General features: G+C 45.9%; 15 protein-coding genes and 1 tRNA gene. 11 read left to right on the top strand and 5 right to left on the bottom strand.

All coding sequences use genetic code 11. The features are described 5' to 3' along the window. Positions 1-33 precede the first annotated feature (33 nt). The 3 genes from GC130_RS04100 to GC130_RS04090 all read left to right on the top strand — a co-directional run bounded on the left by GC130_RS04100 (position 34) and on the right by GC130_RS04090 (position 4,259). Positions 34-2,103 carry an alpha/beta hydrolase gene (locus tag GC130_RS04100; protein WP_193217764.1) on the top strand — a complete coding sequence of 690 codons (2,070 nt, stop codon included), beginning with the start codon at positions 34-36 and terminating at the stop codon, positions 2,101-2,103. 62 nt (positions 2,104-2,165) lie between these two features. After that, positions 2,166-3,182, top strand: coding sequence for an NAD(P)-dependent oxidoreductase (locus GC130_RS04095; protein WP_151996983.1), 1,017 nt, complete (start codon positions 2,166-2,168; stop codon positions 3,180-3,182). A 3-nt stretch (positions 3,183-3,185) separates the two neighbouring features. After that, positions 3,186-4,259: a dihydrodipicolinate synthase family protein gene (locus GC130_RS04090; protein ID WP_151996982.1), complete on the top strand. Its 1,074-nt coding sequence runs from the start codon at positions 3,186-3,188 to the stop codon at positions 4,257-4,259. Positions 4,260-4,309: 50 nt separating this feature from the next. Here the strand turns inward: GC130_RS04090 and GC130_RS04085 are convergent, their stop codons facing one another. The 4 genes from GC130_RS04085 to GC130_RS04070 form a co-directional block, all read right to left on the bottom strand. Then, positions 4,310-5,173: a GNAT family N-acetyltransferase gene (locus GC130_RS04085; protein WP_151996981.1), complete on the bottom strand. Its 864-nt coding sequence runs from the start codon at positions 5,171-5,173 to the stop codon at positions 4,310-4,312. Between the two features lies 1 nt (position 5,174). Further along, a complete protein-coding gene (locus GC130_RS04080; protein WP_151996980.1) occupies positions 5,175-6,413 on the bottom strand; it encodes an MFS transporter in 1,239 nt (412 codons plus the stop codon). Between the two features lie 557 nt (positions 6,414-6,970). Next, complete coding sequence (locus GC130_RS04075) at positions 6,971-7,159, bottom strand: GIY-YIG nuclease family protein (RefSeq protein WP_151996979.1); 189 nt, start codon at positions 7,157-7,159, stop codon at positions 6,971-6,973. A gap of 42 nt (positions 7,160-7,201) precedes the next feature. Further along, positions 7,202-7,275: transfer RNA gene (locus GC130_RS04070), tRNA-Met, on the bottom strand. Between the two features lie 199 nt (positions 7,276-7,474). Between GC130_RS04070 and GC130_RS04065 the strand changes: the two genes are divergently transcribed. From GC130_RS04065 to bshB1, 8 genes are all read left to right on the top strand, one after another. Further along, a complete protein-coding gene (locus GC130_RS04065; RefSeq protein WP_236582951.1) occupies positions 7,475-7,888 on the top strand; it encodes an START-like domain-containing protein in 414 nt (137 codons plus the stop codon). A 79-nt stretch (positions 7,889-7,967) separates the two neighbouring features. Beyond that, complete coding sequence (locus tag GC130_RS04060) at positions 7,968-9,707, top strand: LptF/LptG family permease (protein ID WP_151996978.1); 1,740 nt, start codon at positions 7,968-7,970, stop codon at positions 9,705-9,707. A 97-nt stretch (positions 9,708-9,804) separates the two neighbouring features. Further along, on the top strand, positions 9,805-10,080 hold the full coding sequence (gene rpsO / locus GC130_RS04055; protein ID WP_151996977.1) for a 30S ribosomal protein S15: 276 nt from the start codon (positions 9,805-9,807) through the stop codon (positions 10,078-10,080). A gap of 109 nt (positions 10,081-10,189) precedes the next feature. Further along, positions 10,190-12,340, top strand: coding sequence for a polyribonucleotide nucleotidyltransferase (pnp, locus tag GC130_RS04050; RefSeq protein ID WP_151996976.1), 2,151 nt, complete (start codon positions 10,190-10,192; stop codon positions 12,338-12,340). A 95-nt stretch (positions 12,341-12,435) separates the two neighbouring features. Next, positions 12,436-13,299 (top strand): RNA polymerase sigma factor RpoD/SigA, encoded by an 864-nt coding sequence (locus tag GC130_RS04045; protein ID WP_151996975.1) that lies wholly within the window; start codon positions 12,436-12,438, stop codon positions 13,297-13,299. Between the two features lie 110 nt (positions 13,300-13,409). Beyond that, a complete protein-coding gene (gene trxB, locus GC130_RS04040; RefSeq protein WP_151996974.1) occupies positions 13,410-14,354 on the top strand; it encodes a thioredoxin-disulfide reductase in 945 nt (314 codons plus the stop codon). A 5-nt stretch (positions 14,355-14,359) separates the two neighbouring features. Further along, positions 14,360-15,391: a peptidoglycan DD-metalloendopeptidase family protein gene (locus GC130_RS29170; protein WP_151996973.1), complete on the top strand. Its 1,032-nt coding sequence runs from the start codon at positions 14,360-14,362 to the stop codon at positions 15,389-15,391. Continuing rightward, positions 15,392-16,108 (top strand): bacillithiol biosynthesis deacetylase BshB1, encoded by a 717-nt coding sequence (gene bshB1 / locus GC130_RS04030; protein ID WP_151996972.1) that lies wholly within the window; start codon positions 15,392-15,394, stop codon positions 16,106-16,108. It begins immediately after the preceding gene. 20 nt (positions 16,109-16,128) lie between these two features. Here the strand turns inward: bshB1 and pdxH are convergent, their stop codons facing one another. Beyond that, complete coding sequence (gene pdxH / locus GC130_RS04025; protein ID WP_151996971.1) at positions 16,129-16,770, bottom strand: pyridoxamine 5'-phosphate oxidase; 642 nt, start codon at positions 16,768-16,770, stop codon at positions 16,129-16,131. Positions 16,771-16,842 lie beyond the last annotated feature (72 nt).

The raw sequence follows: 16,842 nt of genomic DNA, 5'->3' as shown, positions 1-16,842 counted from the left end.
GCCCGCAACTCAAAACAACTTTACCTCTTTTCAATGGATCATCAAACTAGGACCAGGTATGTGGCTTTTCATGTTATCACCATCCTTTGTCTATGTGGCTGCCTCTTTATTTCATCATGTTCCGATCCTTCAGCTTCCCGAGTTGACAGTGAGGTTCCTCGCTTGTCGGTCGAGAATAATATCCGGAGTTACCTGAACAAAGTATCGGCAGATATTACCGACAATTTCCATTCTGATATTCAGACGCTAGGTGATTGGGAGAAAATAAGGCGTCAGCGTTACGTGGAGTTTATAGAAATGATGGGGATTGATCACCTGCCTTTGAACGGAGAAAAGTCGGCATTGAACGTAAAGGTGACGGGCACCATCAAGAAAGAGGGCTACCGAATTGAAAAGCTGTATTTTGAGTCACTTCCCGGCTTATACGTAAGGGCTAACCTGTACATTCCTGATAGCATCAAAGAGCCCCGACCTGCCATCCTTTATGTATGTGGCCACTCTCCAACCCAAAAGGCACACTACCAGGCCCATCCCATAAAATTTGCGCAGCTGGGCTTTGTATGCCTGATCACCGAAACCATTCAGTTTGGTGAGGCGCCAGGGCATCATTGGGGGCCGTATTCAAAAGGGTGGTTCAATTGGTATAGTCGGGGGTATAATCCTGCCGGAGTCGAACTTTGGAATGCTATTCGGGCCATTGACCTTCTTTCGGAAAGGCCGGAGGTGGATGCAGATAAAATCGGGGTGACTGGCATTTCAGGCGGTGGCTCTCAGTCGTGGTACATTGCTGCTGCCGATCCCCGCATAAAGGCCGTTGCTCCTGTTTGCGGGGGAGCCACATTAAAGGATCATGTATTCAACAGAACCGTTGACGGACACTGCGACTGCATGATGCCCAATAATCTCTATGGTCGTGATTTTGCCGACATAGGCGCTTTGATTGCCCCACGGCCGTTGCTCATCGCCCAGGCCAACCAGGATGAGATGTATAAGATTGAATCGGTACGTGAGCTTGAATCTAAAGCTCAGAAAATGTACGATTTGTATGTGAAGCCCGACAACATATCTCTTGTTGAAACACCAGGTGGCCACTCTTACCATCAAACATCTCGTCAGGAAATTTTCTCTTTTTTCCTTGATAAACTTATGGGAAAGAAAGTTACTCCAGATCAGGTGGGTGATATAGATGAGAACCCTGAAAGGCAGCTTTCTTTTGAAGAGCTTAAAGTGTACGTCGATGCCCCGCCGGAGGGAGACCGCACACGCACGATACAAGATTCTTTTATCCCACTAGCCAGAGCTCCGGAAATCACTACCGAAGAAGAGCTTTCTTCTCATCGTGATTCAGTAAAAGTATTTTTGCGTGAAAAAACATTTGGCCATTTTCCAGTAAAAGAGGCTGCTTTTGATTCGCAACTCGAAATACAAAGTATGTTTAGTAAAAACGCTGGAAACAGGATATTCAGCTTTGTTTCAGAGGAGGGATGGCGCTTGAAAATAGACGTGCGCTGGAGAGGCGATTCAAACACGGTTAAGCCTTTAATGGTTGTGCTACGCAATTATGATGAGGATCGGTGGGATTCCGAAAGCTTCGCTTCTAAACTGTCAAAAGACTGGAACATAGCCTATTTTGAGCCGAGAGGCGTTGGAGAAACAGGGTGGGATCCCGGGCTTCAATGGCACATCAGACGTGCCTCGGCCTGGACAGGAAGAACGATTGCCTCCATGCAGGTGTATGATGTTTTGCGGAGTCTTCAATTCTGTCGGACACTTCCTGGCATCGACCCAACAAAAATTGGCATTGCCGCCAGAGAGGAGATGACCGTGGTGTCATTATATGCGGCCTTGCTGGATGGGAAATGTGAAACTGTCATTTTGAAAAACCCACCTTCCACACAGGATGTGGTGAGCGACCCCGAAGGAAAAGGGCCAGCGATAGAAATGCTCAATTGCCTTCAGGCAACCGATGTCAATCAGATACCTGCACTGATCTGGCCTGCAAAAACGGAATTTGTCGGTGATGTTCCAGATGCTTATCAATGGTCGGAAAATATACTCAAGCGCTTGGGAAAGGGCGGATTTGTCAGGAATGACAGCAATTAATGTAAAGGTATGATCACCAACTGCCTTTTGGGAAAAATTAGAAATACGGAAGCCAACAGAATATGAACGATCTGGAAAAACGATACCAGCACCTATTGAAGCCTTCAGAAGCACTTATTTCTGAAATCTCAGCACTGACGGGCGACATTCTTATCTTAGGTGCGGGCGGGAAAATGGGGCCGACACTTGCACTATTAGCAAAGCAGGCGGTGGATCAGGCAGGATTAAAAAAGCGGATTATTGGCGTCTCCCGTTTTTCTGAACCAGGTCTTCAGGCCAGACTGCATCAAAATGGTATTGAAACAATTACAGCTGATTTGCTGGACGAAAACCAGCTACAGGCGCTTCCCGAGGTGCCTAATGTCCTTTACCTGGCTGGTACAAAGTTTGGTACCACAGGGAATGAATCTTTTACCTGGGCCATGAATACCTACCTACCCGGAAGAGTAGCAGAGAAGTTCAAAAAATCCCGCATTGTCGTTTTCTCCACAGGAAATGTGTATCCGTTCGTTCCCGTAGTAAGTGGCGGGGCTACCGAATCGCTGCCACCAGAACCCATTGGCGAGTATGGCCAGTCATGCCTGGGTCGTGAACGCATTTTCCAATACTTCGCTGCCAAAAACAACACGCCCATTTTAATCTACCGGCTGAACTATGCCAACGATGTCTCGTATGGCGTGTTGCTGGAAATAGCCAAATCCGTGAAGGAGAGCAAACCGATTGACCTGGCCATGGGCACGGTAACCGTGATTTGGCAGGGCGATGCCAACGAAATAGCTTTACGAGCGCTTCACCATTGTGCCACGCCGGCAAAAATATTGAATGTCACCGGACCCGAAATTGTCTCAGTCCGATGGCTGGCTGAGGAATTTGGGAAAATACTGGGCATAGCACCTCAGTTTATCAACGAAGAGCAATCCACCTCATTGCTATCGAATGCAGCCGAGTCCTTTCGCCTTTTTGGCTACCCCAAAGTGAGCTTGAAACAAATGATGGAGGCTATCCTTGAATGGTACAGTGCGGGGGGTGAAATTTTAAATAAGCCCACTCACTTTTCAGAAAGAAAAGGAAAATTTTAAGCCATGCCTAAACATATACAACTCAATTCTTCCGTGACTCAGCTATTAAAGGAGGGAACGGTTATTCCTGCCCATCCACTGGCGCTCACATCAGCACTTCACCTGGATGAAGCCAGGCAGCGACAGCTCACTCGTTATTATATGGCCAGCGGAGCAGGAGGGGTGGCAGTGGGTGTTCACACCACGCAGTTCGAAATCCGTAAACCAGAAATCAATTTGTTGGAGCCAGTACTTAGAATGGCTGCAGATGAAATTGAAAGGGCTGAATTGACACGTCCGTTTACAAAAGTAGCTGGTATTTGCGGGCCCGCCGATCAGGCCTTGAGAGAAGCTGAGTTAGCACGGAAGTACGGATACCATCTTGGCTTACTCAGTAATGGAGGGTTGAATAATTATACTGAAGCTGAACTCATCCAGCGCACGGAAGCGGTCGCTGAAATCATGCCTGTTTTTGGATTTTACCTTCAGCCTGCTGTAGGTGGTCGCTATTTGAGTTATGATTTTTGGAGGGACTTCGCCGAAATTCCCAATGTGCAAGCCATCAAAGTCGCCGCCTTCAACCGGTACCAGACGCTGGACGTGGTCAGGGCGGTGTGTCACTCCAGCAGAAGAGACGAAATAGCCCTTTATACGGGCAATGACGACAACATCGTTGCCGACTTGCTCACACCTTACCAATTCACGGTGAATGGAGAGAAGGTTGAAAAAGCATTTGTTGGTGGGTTGCTGGGGCATTGGGCCGTTTGGACAAAGCAAGCGGTTGCGCTTTTCAAGGAAGTAAAAACATGCATCTCAAATGATTATGTTGGCGCAGAAAAACTCCTGGCAAAAGGGGTGGAGGTCACCGATATGAATGCCGTTATTTTTGATGCCAGAAACGCTTTCAAGGGATGTATCCCTGGCATTCATGAAGTGCTGCGCAGGCAGGGCCTTTTACAGGGCGGGTTTTGTTTAAATGCAGAGGAAGTACTTTCGGGCGGGCAGGCTGAAGAGATTGATCGAATCTGCGAAAGCTACAGGCATTTGACTGATGATGAATTTGTGCAGGCATTTCTGCAAGGCAAGACTGTTAAATAGTCCTCAATACTTCCTCCCAACTGGTTTAAAGCCTGGGCATTAAACCTGCCCTAGCCAAATTCAGGGCCACAGATGCAGTAAGAATGCTCCGTAATTCCCGGAAAGTGATTCTCGCCCTTGTACATTCTCACAAAGTGCCTTTGTTTGGTGAATCCCAGCGATTTTAACATGGCAATCAAAGCTTGCTTGTCTTGCAACACATCCACCACCACAGGTTTTTGGATCAGCCCTCCGAGCGATTTTGCAATGAGGGCCCGAGCGACCTCAATAGTTGAGGCAGACACCGGCCCCACATGATGATATTTGTTGCCATCTCTTCCCAGCACAAACCCGGTCACCCGATTGTTATGCCTTACCATCCATGCCTTATCTGGATATTCCTTTACAAGTGAGGTAACGAGGTGCTCTCTTTTTGTGCCAAAAACAGCAGCATCAGAAGCGACAATATCTTCGATGTTTTCCGGCTTCACTGGCTCTGGTTCTATGCCGCTGTTGTCGGATGACGCAGAATTCGTCAACGATACATTCACCATTCTGTCGATAAGGTACTCGTCTTTGAAATCGAATTGTCTATACACTTGTTGCCCGGCTGGAGTAGCATCCAGTTTGATCGATATGTCGCTTGTATTCTTGAAAACATTATCGAGCAAGGCTTTGCTTACCCCCTGGCCACGGTACGCTTTATCGACCAGCACCATACCAATCCATGCCAGCTGATGTGAATAGTTGATAGCCGTGGTGGTGCCAATAGCGGTGGAACCCTGTTCTGCCAGCACGCAAGCGCCTTCACTCTCCTTAATAAGCAAGGCCCAATCGCTTTCTGTCTGGTTCCAGCCCTCCGCAGTGGATAAGTTCATTGCTGCACTGATATCGTTCAATTTCAGCGGCCGCAATTTGAAATCAGTTTCACTCATATCAGGCTTCTTCAATAAAGCTCATGTCTTTCTTAAAGGTTTCTTCTAGGTAATAAAGGGCTATCATGCCCGCTAAATACGTGAGGATACCGGTAACCAGGGCACTGTTAATGGTTCCGATATAGCCTTTCATTACCAGGAAAATGGACGTGAGTGGAATGATCGTTCCCCTCACAAAGTTAGGGGCGGTGGTAGCCACGGTTGCACGCAGGTTGGAGCCAAACAGTTCGGCTGCCACGGTGATAAAAAGCGTCCAATAACCACTGAAAAAGCCCAGACAACCACATAACAGGTAGAACAGGGTTGTGCTTGAGAAAGGTGCCAATAGAAGGATAACCGTCAGAAAAAATGAGCCCATCATGAACGAAAAAATCACCTGTCTTCTGTTTTGTAAGTATTGACTGAGAAAACCACTTGCCAGATTGCCGGCCACCTGTGCAGCAAACGCAAAAAGCACTGCCCGTCCCGCATCAACAGGTTGGTCAAGGTGCATCGCTCTGCCAATTTCCGGAGAGAAGGTAATCAGGATGCCGACCACAAACCATATAGGCATGCCCACCACAATGCTGGTCATATATTTCAAGAACCTGGTTTTATTATTAAACAGCATGCGTACGTCTCCCCGCCTGATGTTTTGCTGTTTTAGTTGCAGGAAGATGCCAGATTCAAAAACTTTTAGTCTTAAAACCATTAGCAAGAGCCCAAGTCCACCCCCAATAAAATAGGAAGCTCGCCACTCAAAAAACTGGACAATCAAAAAGGCAAGCAATGCACCAAAAACACCCATAGTAGCTACTAATGTAGTTCCATAGCCCCGGATATTCTTAGGGAGGATTTCTACCACTAAAGTAATTCCTACACCCAATTCGCCGGCAAGTCCGAAGCCTGCAATAAACCTTAGCACGGCATACTGCTCAATAGTGGTCACCAGCCCATTCCCAATATTGGCAATCGAATAAATTAAAATGGATCCGAACAGAACAGACAACCTTCCTTTTTTGTCGCCAAGTACACCCCAAAATAGCCCACCAATGAGCATCCCCACCATCTGCAGGTTCAGCAATAGAATTCCATCGCTAAGCACCTGTTCATCTGTAAGACCAAGCGACTTTAAACTTGGCACTCTAACTATGCTGAACAAGAATAGATCATACATGTCGACCAGGTATCCCAGCGCAGCAACCATCACTGGAATACTTAAGAGCTGCTGCACAGTATTTTTAGTAGGTGAATCCTTCATTAGAGTAAGTTTAAATAACGTGAGTTCGATATAAGAAAGTAACAAAACATCACCGAGGGCGTCATTGCGGAAATTTTCTTCAGATATTTTTCTCATCTGAAGAAAATTATCCGTTCCACGTCGGCGGAATCTCCGCCTCAAGACATATGAGATTCCGGATAAATATTGGCCCATTTTGATTTTAGGCCAATATTTTCCGGAATGACGACATTCTTATATCGAACTCACGTTAAATAGCTATTGGTACTGGTAAAAATATGCAATTAAACCCTAATGATATTTAGCGAATATGCTCCAGCCTCAATTGATGCCAGATAAATTTGCAGAACTTGTTAAGCATGAGATTGGAAGGGGGAAGGCAGTAATCGTGGAAAAAAGAAAAACTGCCTTTTGAGCTGCTTTCTTACTGTAGCGGGGAGCAGGATTCACTGGCCGTCCGCCAGCTGGCGGATCACTTGTCCGACTACTGGCGGAATGCATCCTGCGCTCTAACTATCTGGCTTTGAGTTAACCAGTTTCCAGATGAACTCTCTGCCTTTTGCCGACTTAAGTTGCTTCTATCTGATCATCGCTTCTTTTTTGGTTGGATAGCATTCTGTATGAACAACAACCCATGGACGATATTTGAAGGTGTAACCTTTGGTTTGATAAACATTGTGTGCAGCTAACCGATTCTCCATATCGGACGAGTAGCCGATATAAATTTTATTGAACTTGGCGCTATGTAGGGCGTAGACTGTAAACAAGACGAAAAAGTAAAAGCAGCCTTTTGAGCTGCTTTCTTACTGTAGCGGGGAGCAGGATCGAACTGCCGACCTCAGGGTTATGAATCCTGCGCTCTAACCATCTGAGCTACCCCGCCATCAATCTTTCAAAAATGGGAGTGCAAATGTATGAAGATTGTTTTCTAATTGCCAACCTTAACCTTCAACTTTTATTGGGGAAGAACATATAGATAGGAGTGAAAGACCCACCCGTTGGCTCGAATCGCAGTACTTAAGCAGCCCATTTGACTATTAAAAAATAAATTATGTTCACATCAATTTTATTTTTAATACATTATGGCACTTTTGAAGAAGTTCGATATGGGTAACTACAAGTATATAGCAGAGTTTGAATTCCGGGCATCGAAAAAAATGCTTTTTCCATATGTGAGTTCAGCAAGTGGGTTGGCGCAGTGGTTTGCCGACGATGTAAACATCAACGAGGACAAGGACTACATATTCATTTGGGACGGAGAGAAAAACAAAGCTAAGATGACCTCACACCGGGCCAATAGCCTTGTAAAGTTCGTTTTTGAGGGCACGGAAGAGAATGACGACCCCAATTACGTGGAGATGAAGCTCGAAGAAAACGAAATGACGCAGTCGACCTACCTTAAGATCACAGATTATTCTGATATGGATGACCTTGAGGAATTGGAAGATTTATGGGAGTCAATGATCCATACGCTAAAAGAAATAGTCGGTGGTTAAGGAATACTTTTTGCCTACTTTTGCGGTTAGTTAACAGGTGCTGCTTGCACCTTAATCTGCTAAGCACTTTTCCGCAGGCATGAAGAAACTTGATAAACTCATATTAAAATCATTTTTCGGCCCTTTTTTCCTCACCTTTTTGGTTGTGGTGTTCATCTTGCTTGTGCAATACATGCTCAAGTACTTCGACGATTTCGTGGGAAAGGATCTTGGATTTAGCGTTTTTGCCGAGCTTATCTTTTACTTCAGCATCAATATGTCACAGGTGGCTTTGCCGTTAGCCATTCTGCTGTCGTCCCTCATGACTTTTGGAAACCTGGGAGAGCACTTCGAGCTAACCGCCATCAAGTCAGCAGGTATTTCCCTGGTTCGAACGCTCAGACCGCTTTTTATCGCTGTCTTATTTTTAGTGGTTTTGGCCTTTATGAACAACAACTTTATTGTGCCTGAAGCCAATATCAATGCCTACAGCCTGCTTTATGACATCAGGCAAAAAAAGCCATCGCTGGACATACGGGAAGGCCAGTTTTACAATGGCATTCCCAACTATAGCATCAAAGTCAATCAGAAATTCCCTGATGGTGTGTCGATGAAAGACGTGATTATTTACGATCACACCAGAGAAATGGGCAACAATAGCGTTACTGTGGCCGACTCATGCAGAATGTACACCATTCTAAATGATCGCTACCTCGTTTTTGAACTCTATGATGGTAATTCTTACCAGGAGTCACGCCAAAATGAGTTTAACCGGACAGCCAGCTTTGGAGGAGTGAACGACCTGGCAAGGAACGAGTTCAGTGAAATGAAGATGGTATTAAGCCTGGCGTCTTTTGACCTCAATCGAACAAAGCAGGAACTTTTTGCCGGCAACAGACTCATGAAAGACATGGGCGAGCTTGCCCATGATATTGACTCTATGCAGGGCGTAGTCAGCGAAGTCAGACTCAATCTGCTCAATAATGCCGATGGAATGTATGACTACCACCTGAAGGAAAGAAGGCAATGGAAAATTGACTCTATCAGGGCTGCCACGAGCAAGGAAAGAGAGTCCGTGGCGATATCGCAGGGGGAGGTAAAGATCACTGTAGAAGACAGTATTTTATCTCCAAACACAGGGAATACCCCGGCTGCCTCACGTATTGCGAGAGAGTCTGCGGTTGAAGCGCTGGCGAAGACGCAGGCCAAAACTAAGGAGCAGGCGAAGATGGATAGTATTAAAGCGGCCAGGGAAGCGGTGATAAAAAGAAAAAAGGCAGCAAGAGATACGATCACTTTCGAAAAATATTTCGCCGACAATAGCAGGAGAACCCGGGCAGTCAATGACGCCTTGGTAAAGGCCAGGTATATCAAGACTAATCTCGCTAATCAGGCTACCAGAATTGAAAACCTCAACTCGGAGATATATCGCCACATTATCGAAAAGCACAAAAAGGTTGCCCTGGCCTTCAGCTGCCTGGTCATGTTTTTTATAGGAGCACCATTAGGCTCCATCATCAAAAAAGGAGGTTTTGGTTTGCCGGTGATTTTGTCCATAGGGTTTTTCATTATATTCTATGTAGTGAGCATCATGAGCGAAAAGTACGCCAGGGAGGGCTTGCTCGACGGCGCTGTTGCCGCCTGGATGCCCAATATGATACTGATGCCCTTCGGCATTTTTTTCCTGCGACAGGCCCGCAACGACTCACGGCTTTTTGATGCAGATGTTTACATTATTTTCATTGATCGACTAAAGAAGAAATGGGCCTCTTTCGTGCAGAGGAAAAGCCCGGTTCCAACAACCGAAAAAGCCTTGTCAGATCAATCAGAAGGAGAATAAACCTGTCAGGATATTTTATACAGAGTTTTGTATTTCAATAAGCTTCTCTCTACCTTTGCACATTAATTTCAATTCATACAATTTATTTTAGCTAAGCATGTATTTATCAACAGACAAGAAGCAAGAGCTCTTCGAGAATCATGGTCGGTTAAAATCTAAGACAGATACCGGTTCACCGGAGTCTCAGATTTCATTATTCACCTTCCGCATCAATCACCTTACAGAACACCTCAAAATCAACAAGAAGGATCACTCTTCTCGTTTGGGGCTGTTGAAGCTGGTAGGTAAAAGAAGAAGATTATTGGATTACCTGGTTAAGGTAGACATTACGAGGTATAGAGCAATTGTAGCTGAACTGAATCTCAGAAAGTAAAAAGTTCAGGGAGGGGATTCATAAAACGGATTCCCTCTTTTTATTTTCCCCTTATCTGAAACAATCGAAATTAAAATTTGATTTACTTTTTATACGTTAACTAATATTTATGTATCCAAGCGTCATTACAAAAACCATAACCCTTGCTGACGGCAGAGAGATTACAATTGAGACTGGAAAATTAGCTAAGCAAGCGGATGGTTCAGTGGTGGTCAAAATGGGCAACACAATGCTACTGGCCACAGTAGTTTCCAACAAAGACGCAAAAGAAGGAGTGGATTTCCTTCCGATGTCTGTAGACTACCAGGAGAAATTTGCAGCAGCAGGTAAAATCCCTGGCGGCTTTCTAAAAAGAGAAGGTAGACTGTCAGACTACGAAATACTCATTTCAAGACTTGTAGACAGGGCCATTCGTCCGCTTTTCCCTGACGATTACCACGCAGAAACGCAGATCGCCATTTCATTGATCTCGGCGGGTGACGATGTAATGCCCGATGCTTTGGCAGCTCTTGCCGCCTCATCGGCGCTGGCTGTTTCCGATATACCCTTTGGTGGGCCAATCTCTGAAGTGAGAGTTGCCAAAATTGACGGTCAGTATGTGGTTAGTCCCACTGCGGCGCAAGCTAAGACTGCTACACTCGACCTTGTTGTCGCCGCATCTTACGACAATATTCTGATGGTCGAAGGGGAATCGAAAGAAGTATCTGAGGCAGAAATGCTTGAAGCATTAAAAATTGCTCACGACACAATCAAAATACATTGCCAGGTGCAGAAGGAGCTGGAAGCAGCTGCTGGCAAAACTGTGAAGCGCACCTACAATCACGAGAACAACGATGAGACTTTAAAAAAGAACATGCACGACAAACTTTATGACAAATGTTATAAAGTTGCTGCCAAGCAGATGCCCTCTAAGTCTGATCGCAAAGAGCAGTTCGCCGCCATCGTGGATGAGTATGTGGAGGCTTTCACCGACGAACAAAAAGAAGCTATTGACAAGGACCTTATCAAAAGATACTACCACGATATTGAGAAGGAAGCCGTTCGTAACTTCGTTCTCGACTCAAGAAAACGTCTTGATGGACGTAACCTTGATGAAATAAGATATATCTGGAGTGAGGTAAACTACCTTCCCGGAGCCCATGGTTCAGCTATTTTCACAAGAGGCGAAACGCAGGCTCTTGCGTCCGTCACTCTTGGTACAAAGCTGGATGAGCAGATGATTGATTCTGCTTTGATGAAAGGGTTCAATAAGTTTATCCTTCATTACAACTTCCCGGCATTTTCAACTGGTGAAGTAAAGCCTAACAGAGGTCCTGGACGTAGAGAAGTTGGTCACGGTAACCTGGCCATGAGGGCGCTTAAGCAGGTTTTGCCACCTGAAGAAGAAAACCCTTACACTATTCGTATTGTGTCTGACGTGCTGGAATCAAACGGTTCTTCGTCAATGGCGACCGTTTGTGCAGGCACACTGGCACTGATGGACGCTGGTATTAAAATCAAAGCGCCCGTTACAGGCATCGCTATGGGGATGATCTCTGACAGCAAGACCGGCAAATACGCCATCCTTTCCGATATCCTAGGTGACGAGGATCACCTGGGAGACATGGACTTCAAAGTGACCGGAACCCGCAAAGGGATCACTGCCTGCCAGATGGATATCAAGGTAGACGGACTTTCTTATCAGGTGCTTGAAGAGGCACTTAATCAGGCAAAGGCTGGTCGTTTGCATATAATGGATGAAATCGAGAAAACTTTGTCGACTCCAAATGCAGATTTGAAACCTCATGCGCCAAGATCCGTGAAGATCAATATCGAACGGGAAATGATCGGTGCGGTGATCGGGCCTGGTGGAAAAATTGTTCAGGAAATTCAGAAGGAAACAGGAGCTACCGTTATCATCGAAGAAATTGCTACTGGAGGCGTTGTGAGCATTTTCGCCAATGATCAGGAGTCGATGGACAAGGCTGTGAAGCGTGTAAACGCTATTGTCGCCGTGCCGGTGGTTGGTGAAGTTTACGACGGAAAAGTGAAGTCAATTATGCCATTTGGTGCGTTTGTAGAGTTTATGCCGGGCAAAGATGGCCTTCTACATATCTCTGAAATCAAGTGGGAGAAAATTGAAAAACTAGACGGTATTCTCGAGGTAGGTGAGGAAATAAAAGTAAAATTGACTGAAGTAGATAAGAAAACCGGTAAATATAGACTGTCAAGAAAGGTTTTGATACCTCGGCCTGAGCGAAACCAGGAAACAAGCAACTAACATTTGTCAAAAAAAAAGCGGGAACATTAGAGAAAGGAACTTTACCTTTTTATATTATTGTTTAGTCTATTAGGCTTTAAAAAGTCAGATATTGAATGAGACAGTTAAAGATAAGTAAGCAGATCACCAATCGGGAGAGTCAGTCGCTTGACAAGTATCTCCAGGAAATAGGTAAAGTAGACCTGCTTACCCCCGATGAAGAAGTAACACTAGCTAAACGGATAAGAGAAGGAGACCAAATGGCTTTGGAGAAACTGACCAAAGCCAACCTTCGATTTGTGGTGTCAGTAGCCAAACAATACCAAAACCAGGGACTTTCGCTGGGTGATTTGATTAACGAAGGAAACCTGGGACTTATCAAGGCTGCCCAAAGATTTGACGAAACGAGAGGTTTTAAGTTTATCTCCTATGCGGTTTGGTGGATTCGGCAGTCGATTCTTCAGGCTTTGGCCGAACAATCAAGAATTGTGCGTCTTCCCTTAAACAGGGTTGGGTCGTTAAATAAGATTTCCAAGACCTTTTCTGAGCTTGAGCAAAAATACGAGCGTGAGCCATCTCCGGATGAACTTGCCGAAGTATTGGAGGTATCTACCAGTGAGGTTGTGGACACCATGAAGATTTCTGGTCGTCACGTATCGATGGATGCGCCGTTTGTTCAGGGCGAAGAGAACAGCTTGCTGGATGTGCTGGAAAACGACATGGAGGAGACTCCTGATTCAGGCCTTATCAACGACTCCCTTCGCAAAGAAGTACAGAGAGCGCTTTCTACGCTTACAACCAGAGAGGCAGATGTTATTTCCCTTTATTTTGGACTCAATGGTGAGCATGCCATGACGCTGGAGGAAATAGGCGAGAAGTTCAATCTGACCAGGGAAAGAGTTCGTCAGATCAAGGAGAAAGCCATTAGAAGACTGAGGCATACATCCCGCAGTAAGGCCCTTAAGCCGTACCTCGGGTAGTAAGCTCAGAAAAATTAGCAAAGGTCTCAAAGGAGACCTTTTTTTGTTAACGCCAAATGATCTTTTGCGTTTAAATTGGTGTTACAGTTGATAGCAAATAATATTTCGAGATGACAAAAGAAGAAGTTAAAGTTTTGATTATTGGTTCAGGCCCAGCAGGATACACTGCAGCTATATACGCTGCCCGTGCTGGTCTGAAGCCGGTTTTGTATACTGGCGGCCAGCCAGGCGGTCAGTTAACGATTACAACTGACGTAGAGAACTACCCGGGATATCCTGATGGGATCATGGGGCCCCAGATGATGACAGACTTTCAAAAGCAGGCTGAGCGATTTGGAACTGAGATTCGCTATGGACTCGCTACGTCTGTAGACTTCTCTTCGTATCCGCACAAGGTAATTGTAGATGAAACACATGAGATAACAGCCGAAGCAGTGATTGTATCAACTGGTGCGTCAGCCAAGTGGTTGAACCTCCCGTCAGAGCAGAGACTGAACGGTCATGGTGTGTCTGCCTGCGCAGTCTGTGATGGCTTCTTTTTCCGTGGCCAGGACGTAGCAATTGTGGGGGCTGGAGACACAGCAGCAGAGGAAGCCAGCTACCTGTCGAAGATATGTAGCAAAGTGTATATGATCGTGAGAAGAGACGAAATGCGGGCTTCTGTGATCATGCAGCAGAGGGTTAAAAATGCCAAAAACATAGAAATTCTATGGAATACGGAAACAGAGGAAGTGCTTGGTGATAAGGAAGTAACTGGTGTGAGAGTGGTAAATACTCAAACAGGAGAGAAGACTGAGCTTAAAGTCGGAGGATTTTTTGTGGCTATTGGACATAAACCCAATACGGACATTTTTAAGGAATGGCTTGATATGGACGAAAATGGTTATATAAAGACAGTTCCAGGCTCATCCAGAACGAACATCGAGGGCGTTTTTGTAACCGGAGATGCTCAGGACCATATCTACAGACAGGCCGTGACGGCAGCCGGTAGTGGATGTATGGGCGCATTGGATGCAGAAAGATTTTTGGCGGAGAAAGAATTGGCCGTATCTTAGCAGCCATGATTAAGAAAAGTTTACTACTAGCGGCCTGGGTAGTAATATTATTAGCTTTTGAATCACGAGCGCAGGAAAGCAAATCGTGGGTCAAAAGCTTTTTCTCTTTTAAGAAAAGAGAAGCCCCGGCTCCAATACCTTCTCCACCACTGATTTTGTTTGCTGACAACATCTTTAAGGTGGATTTTGATTTTCTGGACAGCATGATGATAGCGGAGGCGGAAGCAATGGCGCCACCCGCTGAAGGAGGTCCCGCCACCCCTCCATTGGTACTTTCCTATGGCCATGAAGTGGCTGTTTCTGACAAGCTATCACTCGACTCTGTATGGCTTTCTGCTGAAGACTACTACAATATTTGGGACTCACAGAGAGTCAACCCTTACAAATTCAACGGCCTGGATTACAAAGACACTACTGAGCTGACATTGTTTTACCCGGAGGTAGGGCTGGTTTGGGAAAATCCCTTGAAGAAGTCGGTGATTACGTCTGACTTCGGCTTGCGCAGGTATCGCTGGCATTATGGAGTGGATTTGAGACTTACTACAGGCGACTCTGTGAAAGTCGCTTTTGATGGCGTAGTGCGAATGGCCAACTACGACAGGCCTGGTTATGGTAACTATGTACTAGTGAGGCACTACAATGGCGTCGAAACCCTCTACGGGCATTTGTCCAAGCGCCTGGTGAATGTCGGAGACGAAATCAAAGCTGGAGATTTGGTAGGCTGGGGCGGAAGTACCGGAAGAAGCAGCGGCCCACACCTTCACTTTGAGGTGAGGTACCAGGGCAATGCCATCGACCCAAAAGAGTTTTTTGATTTTGACACAAATTGTCTGATAGACCAGAAGTATACACTCACGAAAGCATCTTTCGCCTATCTTGAGGAGGCCAACAAGGTGATCGTACACCGGGTGAGGAGTGGTGACACGCTTAGTGGCATCGGCAGCAGGTATGGCGTCTCAGTCACGAAGCTTTGCAGACTCAATGGCATTTCCCGGAACTCGGTGATACGGGTAGGTCAGCGACTTCGGATTAACTAAATGAAACTCGATATTCTTGTTTTTACGGCGCACCCCGACGACGCCGAACTTGCTTGTGCAGGAACGCTGATTTCTCACGTTGAGATGGGAAAAAAAGTCGGCATTGTTGACCTTACCAGAGGGGAGCTTGGCACAAGGGGCACACCCGAACTAAGAGCCGCTGAAGCCGCTGAAGCAAGTAAAGTGATGGGTATTCATATCAGGGAGAACCTGGGGTTTCGTGATGGGTTTTTTACCGTAGACGAGCTCCATAAGCTTGAGGTGGTGAAGATGATACGGAAATACCAACCGGAAGTCATTTTAGCAAACGCCATTCGTGACCGCCATCCTGATCATGGCAGGGCCTCCAGCCTGGTATCTGAAGCAAGCTTTGTATCGGGTCTTAGAATGGTCGAAACCCGTGTTGATGGCAACCCTCAGCAACCGTGGAGGGCGAAAAATGTGTATCACTATATCCAAAGCAACTTTATTATGCCCGATTTTATTGTCGATGTATCGGCTGCTTGGGAAAAGAAAATGCTTGCGATCAGGTGCTTTAAATCGCAATTTTACGACCCTGCCAGCAAAGAGCCGAGCACATTTATTTCGTCTCCGGACTTTATGAAGATGCTTGAAAGCAGGGGGAAAGAGCTAGGGCACTCAATTGGGGCTGCCTATGGGGAAGGTTTTACAGTTGAGCGCCACTTGGGAGTGAAAGACCTGTTTCATTTACAATAGTAAGTCGCTTTTAGCCTCCATCAGGGGGAAAGGCGCTCGGTTCCCCAGGAGCCGTCTGCACCTTTTTTGAAGACTATCCTGTCGTGCAGCCTGCTCGGGCGTCCCTGCCAAAATTCAATCAACGCCGGCACCAGTCCATAACCACCCCAGTAGTCAGGTTTTGGTATTTCTGCCAGTCCACTAAATTTCATTTTGAAATCTTCTGTCTTCCTTTCCAAAAATGCCCGGTCGGGTATCGACTCGCTCTGTAAGCTTACCCAGGCGCCTATTTGGCTACCTAAAGGCCTTGAGTGATAATACCTGGATGACACTGCCTCGGTTAGCTTCGTTACCCTACCCTCAATACGCACCTGTCTCTCAAGGTCGGCCCAAAAAAACGTCAGAGATGCTCGGTTGTTTTGCGTAAGCTCTCTGCCCTTGTGGCTTTCGTAGTTAGTGAAGAATTGAAAAGCGCCATCTTCCAGCCCTTTCAGAAGCACGATTCTCCCATGTGGCTGTCCATCAGCAGAAACTGTGGATAAGGTCATGGCGTTCGGTTCTTTCACTTTTACGTCAAGTGCTTCCTGAAACCACTTGTTGAATTGCAGCAGCGGATCTTTCTCTACTGCCTCTTCGTTCAAAACTTGCCTGGAATATTCTTCTCTCAAATCTGCGATATTCATTGCTTCAGTATTTTTCAAATCCGACTCAAATTTATAAATAGCCCTTACAATTTGGCTATTATTATGTTATAT

Origin of the sequence: Imperialibacter sp. EC-SDR9 (assembly GCF_902498805.1) — a bacterium.
In the GTDB taxonomy this organism is placed as follows: Bacteria; Bacteroidota; Bacteroidia; order Cytophagales; family Cyclobacteriaceae; genus Imperialibacter.
The sequence above is the reverse complement of the archived record's forward strand: the minus strand, read 5'-3'. Positions and strand labels throughout refer to the sequence as shown.